Genomic DNA, 14,700 nt, shown 5'->3' with positions numbered 1-14,700 from the left:
CGCCTCCTAGAGCTTCATGATAAAGGCCAGCGTGTAGTAGGGCGGCAGGGTGGGGACGGCCTGGCCCGCTCCAGCCGGGTTGGTTGTCCCCGAATGCCCATGGAGTCCGCTGAATTCCGTCTGGTGGTTGGTGTTCGCCCACTCATAACTGAAGAGCAGGTAGTTCGGCGACAGGCCCCCAATCCAAAAGGTCGTGCCGCTCGGAATTGTCAGGCCGTCGAGGAACACATGCTGGTGCGAGCCTTGTTCGTCAGTCTGAAAGGCGTGGGCGTGGGCCGGCAGCTGGGAGGCGCTCAGGGAGACTTGGGCGCTGCCTCCTGTTCCTCCCGGCTGCTGGTCCGCTGCCACGCCCAGGACGAAGCGGTCGCGCAAATCCGGCGTGCCGTTGCTGCCGTCGCAGAGCTGCCAGCCGGCGGGGATCTCCGTCAGCGCGCCGCTCCACATGATGATGCCACCCTTGGGCACGCCGTCGTCGGCCTTGACGGCGTAGGGCACGCTGCCGATCCGCGTGCGCGGCGCCATCTCGCTGTCGCCGTCCACCCTCATCCCCAGCCAGACCTCGCTGTGCTTCTGGAAGAGGTCGGCGAGGTTGGCCTCCGTGCCCGGCGTGATCGTGCCGGAACCGATGAGCACGGCGAAGCGCCCGCCCGCCGTGACGACGTCCTCCTGGAAGACGCTCAGGTAGGGCGTGCCGCCGCCCTCCTCCCCATAGAAGGCGAACAAAAGGTCGACGACGGCGCCGTCGGGCAGGGGCTGGCCCAGGCTGTCGGACAGAAGGCCCTGGAAATTGATCAAGTGGGGCGCGGTCTGGGCGCGGGCCGCCCCCGCCAGCAGGGCCAGGGACAGGACCACTCCCAGGGAAACGATGCGCAACAGGTTCATGGATCCTCCTCGTCCAAGGCTCGGACCCAGGGCCACCCGGCGCGCACCGGCAATGGGCGCCGGCGCGTCCGGTGGTGAGTGCCTGCTGGGTAGGGCTTGTCTGTGGTGCTGGTGAAGATGTGTCCATTGGTAGCAAAGCGGATCTGAGGACACAATGAAAATCGCGCAGTTGCCCGCTGGCCCCGTACCCTTGCCGGCCAGCCAGGCCTTGCGGCCGCCATCGGTCAAGATGGCCTCCGTTCCAGCCGATGGACCTCGCAAACAGAGTGGGGAAAGGAGGGATCCATGTCGTTGCGCAACCAAGTCCTGGGCCTGATCGCCCTGTTGGCGGCGCTGGTCATTGTGGCCATCGGGGTGGCCATGCGGTTCACCGCTGTGATCAGCGCTCGGACGGCGGACATCTATTCCGTGCGGTTGGTGTCGGTGGACAAGCTCATCGAGGCGGACCGCGACGCCTACCAATCCCATCTCGCGCTCATGGAACTCCTCTGGGTTGACAGCCAGGACCCAGACGTCGACGCCGAGGCCTTGCGGACGGGTGTCGAGGAGAACCGGCTCCAAGTGGAGGAGCGCTACCGGGTCTTCGCCGGTTTGATGACCGGCGCCGAGAGCCAGATGAAGGACGAGATCCAAGCGTTCTTCCCCCGCCATGCCACGTGGTCCGCCAGCAGCCGCACGATCCTCGACCTGGCCGCGGCCGGATCCCGCGACCAGGCCGCGGCGGAGTACCGCGGCACCTACCTGGCTGCCTTCGAGGCCATGCGGGACGGCCTGGACAAGCTGACGGAGTACAGCCTGGACCGGGCGGACAAGGCTCATGCGGAGATTGTCTCCCTGCGGCGCATCATGACCCGCACGTACGTGATCCTGGTGGTGGTCGGCATGGCCCTCTGCCTGGCCGCCGTGTGGGTGGTGCGGCGCCGCGTCACCCAGCCCATCGCCCTGCTGGCCGCCACCGCCCGGGACGTGGGCGAGGGGCGGCGCGACACGGACTGGGACCACTTGGAACGGCAGGTCTCCGCCAGCCCCGAGACCGCTGTCCTGGGCCGCTCCCTGCGCGAGATGGTGCGGGCCCTGGGCGACGCCCTGGACGAGGCCGAGCGGCGCCGGGCCCACTTGTCCGGACAGGTGGACCAGGCCCTGGTCCAGGTGGAGCGGTTGGCCGGCGGCGACCTGGGGGCGCGCATGGCCATCCCCGAAAGCGACGAGCTGGGCCGCCTGGCCGCCGGGTTCAACCGCGCGCTCTCCTCCCTCTGTGAGCTGATGGCGGCCCTGCGCCAGGAGGCCGGCGCCGTGGAGCAGTCCAGCCAGGCCCTCACCGGTATCGCTCAACAACTGGAGCGTCAGGCGGACCAGACGGCGGAGCGCGCCGAGGCCGCCCGGACGGGCGTGCAGCAGGTGGACAACCAGGTGCAGGGCGTGGCCGGCGCCGGCGAGGAGATGGACGCCACCATCCAGGACATCGCCGGAAGGATGGCCCAGGGCGCGGCCATGGCCGCCCAGGCCAGCCGCCAGGCCGAGGGCTTCCGAGCCACCGTGGACGACCTTCTTGGAGCTTCCGGGGACATCGACCGGGTGGTGCAGGTCATCCAGACCATCGCCGGGCAAACCCACCTGCTGGCCCTCAACGCCACCATCGAGGCGGCCCGGGCCGGCGAGGCGGGGCGCGGTTTCGCCGTGGTGGCCGGCGAGGTCAAGGACCTGGCCGACGCCACCCACAAGGCGGCCTCGGAGATCGCGGTGATGATCGGCCGGGTGCAAAACGGCACGCGGGAGACGGGCGAGTCCATCCAGGGGGTGGTGAAAGCCATCCAGGCCATCACGGAGCAGGAGGCCGCCGTGGCCGCCGCCGTGGAGGAACAGGCCGCCACCACCCGGGAGATCGGCCATTCCATGCAGGAGGCCGCCCGGGCCACGGGCGACACCGTGGCCAACATGGAACAAGTGGCCGGCCTGGCCCGGGAGAGCCGTCAGGCCGGGGCGCAGACCTTGGCCGCGGCCGGCGAGCTGGGCCATTTGTCCGCCCGCATGCGGGAACGGCTGGGCACCTTCCGCCTGGACCGCTGAGACGGGCGCACCCAAGGAAAAGGCCGGATCCCGCGGGGGATCCGGCCTTTTGATTGGCTGAAAACCGGCTACTCGAAGGAGATCATTTCCACTTCGAAGATCAGCACGGCGTTGGGCGGGATCACGTTGCCCGCGCCCCGGGCGCCGTAGCCCAGCGCCGGCGGGATGAAGAAGCGGTACTTGCTGCCCGCGCTCATCAGCTGCAAGCCTTCCGTCCAGCCCGGGATCACGCCCTTGAGCGGGAAGGTGGCGGGCTGGCCGCGGTCCACGGAGCTGTCGAACTTGGTGGAGTCGATCAGCGTGCCCGTGTAGTGCACGGTGGCCGTGCTCTCGCTGGTGGGCTTGGGGCCTTCGGCGGCCTGCAACACTTCGTACTGCAGCCCGCTGGCCGTCACCGTGATGCCGGGCTTCTTGGCGTTGGTCTCCAGGAACACCTTGCTCTTCTCCTCGTTCGACTTGGCCTGCTCTTCCGCCCGCCGCTGGCCCTCGGCCATCTTGACGTTCTGGGCCTCTTCCTCGCTGAGTAGCACCTGGCCGCCCGTGCGGGCGTCCTCGAGACCCTGCTGGAAGGCCAGCATGTCCATCTCGCCGGGCTGGTTCTTCAGATAGCCGCCCACGTCCATGCCCATGGCGTAGCTGAACTTCTGCAGATCGGTGTCCAGCTTGGTCAGACGATCGGGGGCCTTCTTGCAGCCACCGGTGGCGGCCATCATCAGGGTCAGGACCGGCACCAGGAGACCCAGGCGTCCGGCGGTCAACATCTTCATGGTTTCCTCGACTTGGTGCCGACCGGACTGGCGGACGGCGGGTTGAACTGCTTTGGATCCAAGTAAGCAAACAGCAAGCGGGCTTGCGCGGCCGCCCAAGCCGCCGGCCAAAGCCGTCGAACAAAGCTGCCGGCCCTTGCCACTTCCGCCCCGCTTCCCGAAGCTTCCGCCTGTCCCGATCCACCGGCGACAACCGGCCACGGGGGCCGGCCCCCGGGGAACGGAACGCCGGAGTCCCCCATGTCCATCGTGTCCCGCTCTCGCTTCGCCCTGCTTGTGAGCCTGCCGCTGCTCTGCTGCGTTCAGCCGGCCCTGGGCGGTTGGCCCCGCACGCCGGACGAGTTGGCCGAGCGCACGCGGGTCTGGAACGCCCGGCACCCGGAGTCCCTGCCCCACTGGCTGACGCCCGAGGAGGCCGCCCGCCGCGACGAGATCGGACGCACCTTCACGGAGACCGCGCCCCCCGCCCAAGCTGTGCGGGAAGTGGCCGAGTTCGAGCGGATGGCCGCCGTGCTGGTACGCTACCCCTTCGGCCTGCCCCTGGCGCTGATCGCCGCCTTCGCCCAGGAGACGCCCGTGGTGACCCTGGTGGCCACCGCCGCCCAGGAGGCCACGGTGCGCGCCCAGTACGCCTCCGCCGGCGTGAACCTGGCCGCCTGCAGTTTCCTGCGCGCCGGCACCAATTCGTACTGGACGCGGGATTACGGCCCCTGGTACGTGCAGACCGGCGGCGAAGTGGCGGTGGTGGACTTCCCCTACAACCGGCCGCGGCCGCTGGACGACGAGGTGCCTGTGGTGGTGGCGGCCAGCCAGGGCCTGGATCTCTACGGGATGGAGCTGATTCAGACCGGCGGCAACTGGATGGGCGACGGCTACGGCACGGCGGCCTCCAGCGATCTGGTGGTGGAGGAGAATCCCGGCCTGTCCGAGGCCCAGATCGGCCAACTCGTGGAGGACTACCTGGGCGTCGAGCGCTACTTCACTCTGCCCGACCCCAACAACACCTACATCGACCACATCGACTGCTGGGGCAAGTTCCTGGACGTGGACAAGGTGCTGGTGCGCGAGGTGCCCGCCAGCCACGCCCAGTACGACGAGATCGAGGCCACGGCGGCCTGGTTCGCCCAGACCCTGAGCGGCTGGGGCACGCCCTATCAGGTCTTCCGGGTCTGGACGCCCAACGACCAGCCCTACACCAACTCGCTGCTGCTGAACGGCCGGGTCTTCGTGCCGCAGACGGGCTCCAGCTGGGACGACGAGGCTCTGGCGGTCTACCAGCAGGCTCTGCCGGGCTACGAGGTGCTGGGCTTCACGGGCAGTTGGGAATCCACCGACGCCCTGCACTGCCGGGCCAAGGGCCTGGCGGATCCCGGCCTGCTGCACATCCACCACGTGCCGGCGCCGGCGGAGGTGGCCGCCTGGGAACCGCTGGAACTGCTGGCCACGCTCACCGCCAGCAGCGGCCAGCCGCTGATCGCCGATTCGCTGGCCTGCTGGTTCCGCGTGGACGCAGGTCCGTGGCAGTCCGCGCCCCTGGAGCCCGCCGGAGCCCAGTGGCGAGCCCTGCTGCCCGTGCTGGCGCCCGGCCAGCTGCTGGACTACTGCCTGCAAGCCGCCGATCAGAGCGGGCGCTTCGAGCAACACCCCTTCACCGGCCGCGCCGATCCGCATCGCGTGCGGGCCGTGGGACCGCCGCTGGCCGCCCCGCTGCCGGAGATCCGCCTGCAGGAGGGCGCCATCGTGCTGGAGTGGGAATCGGTACCGGGAGCCGCGCGCTACCGGGTGGAGGCCCGGCTGGACGGCGCCGCGCCCTGGCAGACCGTGCAGGAGGGCCCCGCGACCCAGTGGACGGAAGCCGCCGCGGGCCGGCGCCAGTACCGCGTCACGGCGCTGCAGCCCTGAGCCGGAGCCGGCTCAGCCCGCCAGGGCCTTGCCGTACTGCTGGTCTTCCTGCATGATGTGCTTGGACAACCAGCTCTTCAGGAAATCCGCCAGCTCGAGGGTGGAGATCCGCTGGTTCTGCTGGAAGGCGCTCACGTAGCCGTTCAACTGCTTGAGCAGGTCCGCGTGCAGGATCAGGTGGCGGTTGAGACCGATCCAGCCTTTCTGGCGCAGCAGGGTTTCCTCGGCCTGGAAGTGCGTGTTGGTGTAGGCCACCAGTCCGCTCAGGATGGTCTGCACCTGTTCGGCGCCGCGCCCGGCCTTCATGGCGGCGTGCAGCTGATTGAGCAGGTCCACCAGCCGCCGGTGCTGGCGGTCCATCTCCGGCACGCCCGTCTCCAGGCTCGCGTTCCAGTCCAGAAAGGCCATTTCCACCCCGCAATGTTGGCATGAGTCCGGCCCCGCTTCCGGCGCCTTGGAGTGATTCATCGACCAACAAGAGGTGGAACTTCAGGCTCCGGCACGGCCGGGTCGGCGCGCCGCTTCAGGCTGTCAGGTCGGGCGTTTGTGCTTGAGAAAGGCCTCGAAGCGCTGGTCCTGACGATCCATGTGGTCGTGGATCCAGACCTGGATCAACTCGCGCAGCTCGGCCAGCGGGCGGCGCGTGCCCAGTTCCAGTTCCCCCAGAACACCCCGCACCTGCTGCAGGCAGGCCTGGTGCAGCAGGCTGTGGGCGTGCTGTTCCGGGAAGCCCGCCCGGCCCATCAGCAGCTCCTCCGTGTGGAAATGCAGCTCCAGCAGGGCCACCAGCTCCGCCAGGGCCCGGGTCGCCTCCGCCTGGGGACGGCTCTCCTCCAGCAGGGCCAGGAACTGTTTCGTACCGGCCTGCAGGACCTGGTGCTGTCCGTCGATCCGGGCCAGATCCTCATGCCATTGCCCGCGCGGGGCCCCCGCCTGCTCGTCCACGTCACCCCCGACCTGTGCTTCGGCTGCCCCTGTCGCCCAGGCCCCCGACCGCCGGGTCCGGCGGGCCTGCCAAGCGCCCAAGGAATGGAATGTCCCGGGCCTATTCCGTGACGGCCGTCACGCGGTAGCTGCGGGTGGCAGGCACCTGACAGGGCAGGACGCACTCGGTGGCGGGGCTTTCCAGCACCAGGGTCCAGCCCGGCAGGGCGCCGCGCTGCCAGACCCGGTAGCTCCGGGCGCCGGCCACCGGACTCCAGGCCAGGTGCACGCGTCCATCCCCGGGCAGCTCGATGCCCAGGTCGCCTACGGGGCTCAGGCCGCCCACCAGCAGGGAGAGGGGCAGCTCCCGCAGGGGTTGGTCGGGATCGTTGCTGGCCAGCGTCAGGCGGCCCAGCTGCAGGCCCTCGGGCAGGCCCGCGCTGTCCGCGCGCAGCAGGACGGCCACTTGCTCTCCCGGCGCCAGACGGCCGCTGGCCGGCGTGGTCGTCAGCCAGGCCAGCTCGCGTTCGCCCGTGTCCAGCGTGAACTGCAGTTCCGCGTCGCCCGAGTTGCCCAGTTCGAGGTACAGGCTGTCCGCCGCGCCGGGTGCCGTCGCGAAGGCCAGCTCCGTGCCCGGGCAGTCCAGGCGCGGATCCACCTGGGCGGTCAGCCAGAGTTCGGACGTGAACTCCAGGCCGCCCGCGCACTGGATCTGCAGCAGCAGGGGCAGGGCCTCGCCGTCCAGCAGCGAGTCGCCGAACTGCAGGTGGAAGGCCTGGGCCAGTTCCACCTGTCCGCCGGCTTCCAGCAGGGCCACCTGCGGCTGGCCCTCCAGCACGCTCACGGCCGGATGCGGGCTGGCCAGGCTCAAGGACAAGTCCTGGGCCGCCAGTCCGCCCAGATTGTGCACGCTCAGTCCCAGCCAGCCGCTGCCGCCGGGCCGGGCGGCGGCGTCGCCATCCAGCCGGGCGTCCGAGCCGCTCAGCCAGGGCGCGTCGGCGGGAACCGCCAGCAGGGAAGCCTGGCGGGTCAGGCCGTTGTGGGCTGTCAGGGTCAGCGTGACCCAGCTGCCCGCGGCGGGCGCGACGTCCACCGGCACCAGGGCCAGGCCGCTCTCGTCGGCCAGGGCCGTGCCCAGCAGCTGGCCGTCCGCGTAGAGGGCCGCGCGGGCGCCGGGCCGGTCGGTCTGCACGGCGAAGTCCGGCTGGCCGACGGGCAGCACGGCGGGATGGCTGAGGGCCAGGGGCTGGGGCGTGCGCGTGCGCACCTGCAGCGAGGGATCGGTGAAGATCGTCCAGGTCCGGGTCATGGCGTAGTCGGCGTACTCGTCGTTCATGCGCATGGCGCCGTTGTAGCACAGTCCGCCGAAGCTCAGCTTGGACTCCGCCACCAGCAGGTCCACCATCTCGTCCTGGGCGGCCATGGGCGGGGCCCAGGACTGGTTGATGGTGCTGGCATAGATGCCCACCGCGCCGCTAGGCTGGCCGTTGTGCGTGGCCCGCATCCAGGCCTCGGCGAAGCACGTGGTGCCGCTGAACTGGCCGTTGACGCAGGCCACGTCGAAGATGAAGGGCAGGCGGTTCTCGTTGGCCAGGGCGTTCACGTGGCTGTTGGCGAAGCCCGTGGTCACCCAGCTGGTGGTGGCGCCGTGGCCCACGTAGTTGATGATCGAGCGCCCGGAGTTGAGCCCCGTGGTGACGGCGGCGGCGGTGGCGCCCGGATCGTAGATCCCGTCCACCAGGTCGTAGCCGTAGCCCAGCAGGTCCGTGCGGATGTTGGCGATGTGCTGGCGATCCGACTCGCCGTCGTCGCCGATGCCCGCGCCCTCGGCCGAGCCGATGCCCATGCCGCGGTGGTACCAGTCCGCCCCGGGCTGGGGATCGCGCTCGTACTCCACGCAGCGCTCCACCATGGTCGCCACCTGGGCCTCGGTGGACGCACTGAAGCGGCCCACCAGGATGTCCGGGTAGGAGTCGGTGCCCGCCACCATGGCGTAGGTGGGATCCGAGGCGCCGCCGGAGTGCGAGGGGCTGGGCAGCTGCTCGGCGTCGCCCACCAGCAGCAGGTAGGCCAGGCCGGGGTCCGTGTAGTAGGCGCTGACGAAGTTGCGGATCGCCGTGGACGTGGTCCCCACCTGGGACTTGGGCAGCAGCACCACCTCCTGGCCGCGCTGCAGCTTCCACTCCACGAAGGGGGCCATCTCCTCCAGGAAGGTGTCGTGGCAGATGATCAGCAGGCGGCCCTCTTCGCCCACCGGGATGTAGCGCTCGCCCGTCCCGGCGTTGAGGAAGCGCTCCTGGTAGATCTGGGCGAAGTTGGCGTCGGGGCCGGGTTGGCGCGCGCCGCTCGGCAACTCGTTCAGGCCGGCGCCAGGGGCGGCGGCGACTTCCACTTCCAGCCGCGTGAAGACGCGCAGCAGGCCCAGGCTGGGCAGCACCTGGAAGGGCTGGAAGACCAGGGACTGGCCGCGGACGTCGCGCAGGATGTAGGGCTCGCGCAGGAAGGCGGACTCCGCCGGCCAGGCCGCCAATTGATAGGCGGGGCCGAAGCGGTGGGGAACGCGGGCGGGATTCACGTCGCGGGTCAGGTTGCCCTTGGAGGGCAGGACCTCCAGCGCCAGGTCCACGTGCTCCTCGGAGAGGACCCGCAACCGCGTGGCGCCCTGGTCGGCGATGCGCAGGCTGGTGGCCAGGACGGGCAGCTCGGGCGCGCCCGCCTCCAGGGTCAGGGCGGCCCCGGGCACCCGCAGGCGCTGGTAGACGCGCCCCTCGAGCGCCACGGGCTCGGCGTCGAAACCGGCCAGCTCGCAGACCACGCGCTGCACGCCCGCTTGATCGTCTAGCAGCGTGATGCCCGTCGTCCGCTGCGCCGCCACCTCGATCCACTCGGCGCGAACGCCCAGGGCGAGCCCCATCACCAGTCCGGTCAGCCAGATCCCCTGCCGCATGCCGCCTCCTTGCCTGCCGTGCTCCGCTTCTGCGGGTGCGTGTCGGATTCTTGACACTGCGGGTGCTTTCCCAGCCGGCGGCCGGGACCCTGCCCACAAGTTCCCACCAATCATCCTGAACAAATCAGGATTCAGATTCAAACAAGAGAGAGAAAAACCGGGCCGATCCCGTGGGCTTTTCCCAACCGGATCCAATCCTGAAATGGCAGCAAACTCCAAGCCAGCCAGCGCGGCTCAGCGCATGACAACGGGTGGGGGACCAAAGAGGGAGCGCAGCACGCGTTCCCGGTGGGCGAAGATGCCGGCCACTTCCCGGGCCAGCAGCGGCCAGAGCAGGCGGCCCAGCAGGCCGAAGGGCGGCCGCAGGCGCAGCCGGTCGGTCATGAGCGTGCCGCCGCCGGGCAGCGGGGTGAAGTCGTGGGTGTGCTCCCAGAGCGCCCAGGGACCCCGCTCCTGGAGGTCCTGGAAGAGCCGGGGCGGTTCCCAGCGCGTGATCCGCGTCCGCCAGCGGAAGGACAGACCGTGCAGGCGCAGGCGATAGTCGATGCGCAGGTCCGGCCGCATCACCAGGGGCGGCGGCGTCAGGATGCGGAAACGCAGGGCGTCCGGCGTCAGGCGTTCCAGGTTGGCCGCCTCCGCGAAGAAGGGGAAGAGCTCCTCCGGCGACTGGCGGAAGCGGGTCTCGAAACTCAGCTCGCGGATCATCGGGCCACCAGGTCCTGCAGGGCCTCCGCCAGGTCGGGGTGGTGGAAGCGAAAGCCGCTCTCCAGCAGGCGGGGCGGCCGCACGGCGGGGGCGCTCAGCAGCAGTTCACGGGCCATCCGCCCGCCCGCCAGGCCCAGCAACCAGTCCGGCGGCCCGGGCAGCAGGCGCCGGCCCGCCAGTCCGGCCAACAGGGCCAGGGCTTCCTCTTGCCGCGCGGGCTGCGGCGCGCAGAGGTTGAGCGGGCCGCTCAGGCGCGCGTCCAGCGCCCAGCAGACGGCGTCTGTCCAGTCCGCGGCGTGGATCCAGCTCCAGGGCAGCTCGGCGGCCCCCAGCCGCGCCCCCAGGCCGCGGCGGATCAAGGGCCAGAGCCGGCCCAGCAGGCCGCCGGCGGGGTCCAGCACCAGACCCGTGCGCAGATAGCCCAGCGGCAGGCCGGCGGCCTGGGCGGGCAGCGCGGCGGCCTCCCACTCACGGCAGACCTGGCCCAGGAAGCTGTTGGCGTCCCCCGGCGCCGTCTCGTCCACGGCCGGCCAGCCCGGCCGGTACAGGCCCACGGCGGAGCCGGAGAGCAGCAGGGGGCGTTCGTCCAAGCGCGCCGCGCGCCGGGCCAGGACCTCGGCCAGCCGCCGGGTGGGCACCGTGCGCGACTGGAGGATCCGCGCCCGGGCGGCCCGGTTCCAGGGCCAGACGGCAATGGGCGAGCCGGCCAGATGTACCACGGCCTCCAGGCCCGCAGGCAACAGCGGCTCCAGTTCCGCGGCCGTGGCCGGCCAGACCAGGCTGCGCGCGCCGCCCGGCCGCCGATCCAGCCGCCAGACCTCGTCGCCGCGCTCCTCCAGCCGCCGGACCAGCCGGGCACCCAGCAGACCGCTGGAACCGGTGATCAGCACGCGCATGGCCGCCTCCCCTGTTGACGACGACGCCCCCGGGAGTGGATCCCGAGGGCGTCGATCCGCGCTCGCGCCGCGGCTTACTTCTTGTCGTCCACCACTTCGAAGTCGGCGTCCACGGCGCCACCTTCCGTCGCCGAGGAGGCCTGGCCGGCGCCGGCGCCCGGACCGGATTCCGCCCCTCCCGCGCCCGAACCGCCAGCCGCGCCAGGGCCGCCCGCGGAGGCGTTCTTGTAGAGTTCCTCGCTGACGGACTGCCAGGTCTTGTCCAGGGCCTCGGTGGCGCTGCGGATGCTTGCGCTGTCCCCGCCCTTGAGCGCCTCCTCCAGCGTCGCGGCGGCCTGCTCCAACTTGGCCTTCTCCGCCTCGCCCAGCTGCTCCTTCAACTCCTCGATCTGCTTGCGCGTCTGGAAGACCTTCTGGTCCCCCGTGTTGCGCAGCTCCACCTCTTCCTTGCGCTGGGCGTCCTCCGCCGCGTGCTCCTCGGCCTCACGCTTCATGCGCTGGATCTCGCTCTCCGAGAGGCCGCTGGAGGCCGTGATCTTGATGGACTGCTCCTTGTTGGTGGCCTTGTCCTTGGCCTTGACGCTGAGGATGCCGTTGGCGTCGATGTCGAAGGCGACCTCGATCTGCGGCACGCCCCGGGGCGCGGGCGGGATGCCGTCCAACTGGAAGCGGCCGATGGTCTTGTTGTCCACGGCCATGGGGCGCTCGCCCTGCAGCACGTGGATGTCCACGGTGGGCTGGCTGTCCGAAGCCGTCGAGAAGACCTGGCTCTTGCTGGTGGGGATGGTCGTGTTGCGCTCGATCAGGACGGTCATCACGCCGCCCAGGGTCTCGATGCCCAGCGAGAGCGGTGAGACGTCCAGCAGGACCATGTCCTTGTCGCCCATCTCGCCGCCCATGATTCCGCCCTGGATGGCCGCGCCCAGCGCCACCACCTCGTCCGGGTTGACGCCCTTGTGCGGCTCCTTGCCGAAGAACTTGCGCACGGCCTCCACCACCGCCGGGATGCGCGTGGAGCCGCCCACCAGAATCACCTCGTTGATGTCCGCGTTGCTCTTGCCCGCGTCTTTCATGGCCTTGCGGCAGGGCTCGATGGAGCTCTGGATCAGGTCGTCGACGAGCTGCTCGAACTTGGCCCGCGTGATGGTCATGTCCAGGTGCTTGGGGCCGTCCTGGGTGGCCGTGATGAAGGGCAGGTTGATCTGGGCCTGCTGGCTGCTGGAGAGTTCCATCTTGGCCTTCTCCGCGGCCTCCTTCAGCCGCTGCAGGGCCATGGGATCCTTGCGCAGGTCGATGCCCTCGTTCTTCTGGAACTCGCTGGCCAAGTGGTCGATCAGCCGCTGGTCGAAGTCGTCGCCGCCCAGATGCGTGTCGCCGTTGGTGGAGAGCACCTCGAAGGTTCCGTCGGCGATGTCCAGGATGGAGATGTCGAAGGTGCCGCCGCCCAGGTCGTAGACGGCCACGCACTCTTCACCCTTCTTGTCCAGGCCGTAGGCCATCGCCGCGGCGGTGGGCTCGTTGACGATGCGCTTGACGGTGAAGCCGGCGATCTCGCCCGCCTCCTTGGTGGCCTGGCGCTGGGCATCGTTGAAGTAGGCCGGCACCGTGATCACGGCGTCCGTCACCTTCTCGCCCAGGAATTCCTCGGCGGCCTGCTTGAGCTTCTGCAGCACCATGGCGCTGATCTGCGGTGGCGCGTAGTCCTGGCCGTCGATCTCGATCCGCGCCACGCCCCCCTGGCCCTTGATCACCTTGTAGGGGACTTCCTTCATCTCCTGGGAGACTTCGTCGTATTTGCGCCCCATGAAGCGCTTGATGGAAAAGACGGTGTTGACGGGGTTGGTGACCGCCTGGCGTTTGGCCGGGGCGCCCACCAGGCGCTCGCCGGATTTGGTGAAGGCTACCACGCTGGGCGTGGTGCGTCCGCCTTCGGCGTTTGTGATGACGACGGGCTCGCCGCCCTCGATGACGGCCACGCAGCTGTTGGTGGTGCCCAGGTCGATGCCGATGATTTTGGCCATCTCGTTCTCCTTGTCTGGCTGATTCAGATTAACACGGAGAGCTAGGCAAGCCGCGTGCCAGCCGGAATTCGTCGCGCCCGCTGCCAGACGCCGTGATTCGGATAGGTCTGTGGATGAATCTGATTAGACTTCCGCCGGGATCCGCCACGAATCTGCCAAGCTGGCAGAGATCGACTGCCATCTGACTTGCGGGCGCCGGAAGGAGGGGCGACCGGTCGGGCATCGCGCGGTTACCCATTTCGGCAGACCGGACCGGGTCGCCGGTCCAATGAAGCTCCCGCTCTTGCCCAGGAAACTGGAAGGTGGGGCTGGCTTGGGCGTCGCCACCTCGCGGCTGTCCAGTCCGCCGGGTGGGTCGAGAGAGAGTCGACTGGAATCGGTCGGAATGCCGGGAACCTGCTCTTCAGGAATCCCGTTTGGCCGCCCGCACCCCGGAACCTCCCTTCTAGGGGTGGGCGGAGGGGAGGAGGGAGGGCGCGTCTCTTCAGAAATCTGGCTACCGACTGCCTACCTGGGCCGCTCGACGGAAACCGCGTCCAGCTGAATTCAGATCATCAAACCCAAGCTGTTCGAATCTGCCAACCCGAACGGGAAAGAGCGACAGAACCCCGTTCCACAGGGCGGTCAACGTGGGCCATCAGCGCCCGGCATCCGGCAACCCGACGGCCCGGGCCAGCTTCAGCACCGTCCGGGCGTAGACGTCGCTGTGGTTGTAGCGCCGGATGGCCTTGAAGCGCTTGTCCGCCGTCATCCGGCCGCGCCAGCCGTTCTCTTTCAAATAGCGACCCACGCTGTAGACGGCGTCGTCCAGCTTGATCAACTCCACCCGGCCGTTGCCGTCTCCGTCGTCGCCGTAGGCCGCCAGGCTGGTGGGCATGAATTGCGGCAGGCCGATGGCGCCCGCGTAGGAGCAGGGCAGGGTGTCCCAGTCCTGGAGGGGAATCAGCTGAGAGATGGACCGGATCTCCTTGGTGGCCCAACGCGCCCGCTCCACGGCCTTGCCGCGGATGATCTCCGCCAGTTCGGCCCGGCCGCGCGATCCGCCGAAGCGGGACTCCCGCGCCACGGCGGAATCCAGCGCCGCGTCCTGAGTAGCGCCCTCGTGCAGCATCAGCGTGAGAAACAGATCCGGCGCGCGAAACTGGCCCGTGTTGTCTCCCAGCCGGGTCTCCACCATCAGGATCGAGCCCAGCACCTCCGCCGGCACGCCGTGCTTCTCCTCCGCGGCGCGGAACAGCTCGCGTTCCCGGTGGATGAAGTCCTTGAGGCGCTGGACCGTGGCCGGCTCCATGTATTGGGCGTAGGAGCCCTGCTTCACGTTGTAGTCCAGATTGAGCCGCAGCCGGCCCGGATAGCAGCGCAGGGTGTCCAGCCGCAGCCCGGCCACCAGCCCGCCGTCCACTCCCGCCTCCAAGAGCCGGGAGCGCAGCAGGGCCTGCTCCTGGGGCGTGAAATTCCGGTGCGGCGCGCCCGTTGCCCGCGGGGCGGCGGCCACCTGGGCCAGACCCAACAGACCCACCACCGTCATCCACATCAGCTGCCGATTCATCCCCGCCTCCCGTTGCCCTCGACCTGATCCCAAGTTCGTG

General features: G+C 69.7%; 11 protein-coding genes. 2 read left to right on the top strand and 9 right to left on the bottom strand.

Features of this window, described 5'->3' with window-relative positions; genetic code table 11:
- Positions 1-6 precede the first annotated feature (6 nt).
- On the bottom strand, positions 7-882 hold the full coding sequence (locus WC326_06480; protein ID MFA7330704.1) for a hypothetical protein: 876 nt from the start codon (positions 880-882) through the stop codon (positions 7-9).
- A 285-nt stretch (positions 883-1,167) separates the two neighbouring features.
- Between WC326_06480 and WC326_06475 the strand changes: the two genes are divergently transcribed.
- A complete protein-coding gene (locus WC326_06475) occupies positions 1,168-2,949 on the top strand; it encodes a methyl-accepting chemotaxis protein (GenBank protein ID MFA7330703.1) in 1,782 nt (593 codons plus the stop codon).
- Positions 2,950-3,017: 68 nt separating this feature from the next.
- Here WC326_06475 and WC326_06470 read toward each other — a convergent pair whose 3' ends face one another.
- On the bottom strand, positions 3,018-3,716 hold the full coding sequence (locus WC326_06470) for an FKBP-type peptidyl-prolyl cis-trans isomerase (protein MFA7330702.1): 699 nt from the start codon (positions 3,714-3,716) through the stop codon (positions 3,018-3,020).
- Positions 3,717-3,956: 240 nt separating this feature from the next.
- On the opposite strand from WC326_06470, the gene WC326_06465 reads away from it, so the two are divergent.
- Entirely contained in the window at positions 3,957-5,618 is a 1,662-nt protein-coding gene (locus tag WC326_06465; GenBank protein ID MFA7330701.1) for an agmatine deiminase family protein, read from the top strand.
- Between the two features lie 12 nt (positions 5,619-5,630).
- On the opposite strand, the gene WC326_06460 is transcribed toward WC326_06465, so the two are convergent.
- From WC326_06460 to WC326_06430, 7 genes are all read right to left on the bottom strand, one after another.
- Positions 5,631-6,026 carry a bacteriohemerythrin gene (locus WC326_06460; protein ID MFA7330700.1) on the bottom strand — a complete coding sequence of 132 codons (396 nt, stop codon included), beginning with the start codon at positions 6,024-6,026 and terminating at the stop codon, positions 5,631-5,633.
- 123 nt (positions 6,027-6,149) lie between these two features.
- On the bottom strand, positions 6,150-6,563 hold the full coding sequence (locus tag WC326_06455; protein MFA7330699.1) for a hemerythrin family protein: 414 nt from the start codon (positions 6,561-6,563) through the stop codon (positions 6,150-6,152).
- A 100-nt stretch (positions 6,564-6,663) separates the two neighbouring features.
- Positions 6,664-9,489 carry a C25 family cysteine peptidase gene (locus tag WC326_06450; GenBank protein MFA7330698.1) on the bottom strand — a complete coding sequence of 942 codons (2,826 nt, stop codon included), beginning with the start codon at positions 9,487-9,489 and terminating at the stop codon, positions 6,664-6,666.
- Between the two features lie 234 nt (positions 9,490-9,723).
- Positions 9,724-10,194, bottom strand: coding sequence for an SRPBCC family protein (locus WC326_06445; GenBank protein MFA7330697.1), 471 nt, complete (start codon positions 10,192-10,194; stop codon positions 9,724-9,726).
- Positions 10,191-11,090: a TIGR01777 family oxidoreductase gene (locus WC326_06440; protein MFA7330696.1), complete on the bottom strand. Its 900-nt coding sequence runs from the start codon at positions 11,088-11,090 to the stop codon at positions 10,191-10,193. Before WC326_06440 ends, WC326_06445 begins: the two co-directional genes overlap by 4 nt.
- A gap of 74 nt (positions 11,091-11,164) precedes the next feature.
- Positions 11,165-13,111 (bottom strand): molecular chaperone DnaK, encoded by a 1,947-nt coding sequence (gene dnaK / locus WC326_06435; GenBank protein MFA7330695.1) that lies wholly within the window; start codon positions 13,109-13,111, stop codon positions 11,165-11,167.
- A 637-nt stretch (positions 13,112-13,748) separates the two neighbouring features.
- Positions 13,749-14,660 (bottom strand): lytic murein transglycosylase, encoded by a 912-nt coding sequence (locus WC326_06430; protein MFA7330694.1) that lies wholly within the window; start codon positions 14,658-14,660, stop codon positions 13,749-13,751.
- Positions 14,661-14,700: the final 40 nt, after the last annotated feature.

The sequence above is a fragment of the Candidatus Delongbacteria bacterium genome (genome assembly GCA_041675285.1).
GTDB lineage: Bacteria > CAIWAD01 > CAIWAD01 > CAIWAD01 > CAIWAD01 > CAIWAD01.
This window is presented reverse-complemented; position numbering and strand designations above follow the sequence as displayed.

Excerpts from the sequence above, each read along its gene's own strand:
- dnaK (MFA7330695.1), bottom strand. The coding sequence starts at position 13,111 with ATGGCCAAAATCATCGGCATCGACCTGGGCACCACCAACAGCTGCGTG.
- WC326_06450 (MFA7330698.1), bottom strand. The coding sequence starts at position 9,489 with ATGCGGCAGGGGATCTGGCTGACCGGACTGGTGATGGGGCTCGCCCTG.
- WC326_06440 (MFA7330696.1), bottom strand. The coding sequence starts at position 11,090 with ATGCGCGTGCTGATCACCGGTTCCAGCGGTCTGCTGGGTGCCCGGCTG.
- WC326_06465 (MFA7330701.1), top strand. The coding sequence starts at position 3,957 with ATGTCCATCGTGTCCCGCTCTCGCTTCGCCCTGCTTGTGAGCCTGCCG.
- WC326_06475 (MFA7330703.1), top strand. The coding sequence starts at position 1,168 with ATGTCGTTGCGCAACCAAGTCCTGGGCCTGATCGCCCTGTTGGCGGCG.
- WC326_06480 (MFA7330704.1), bottom strand. The coding sequence starts at position 882 with ATGAACCTGTTGCGCATCGTTTCCCTGGGAGTGGTCCTGTCCCTGGCC.
- WC326_06470 (MFA7330702.1), bottom strand. The coding sequence starts at position 3,716 with ATGAAGATGTTGACCGCCGGACGCCTGGGTCTCCTGGTGCCGGTCCTG.
- WC326_06460 (MFA7330700.1), bottom strand. The coding sequence starts at position 6,026 with ATGGCCTTTCTGGACTGGAACGCGAGCCTGGAGACGGGCGTGCCGGAG.
- WC326_06430 (MFA7330694.1), bottom strand. The coding sequence starts at position 14,660 with ATGAATCGGCAGCTGATGTGGATGACGGTGGTGGGTCTGTTGGGTCTG.
- WC326_06445 (MFA7330697.1), bottom strand. The coding sequence starts at position 10,194 with ATGATCCGCGAGCTGAGTTTCGAGACCCGCTTCCGCCAGTCGCCGGAG.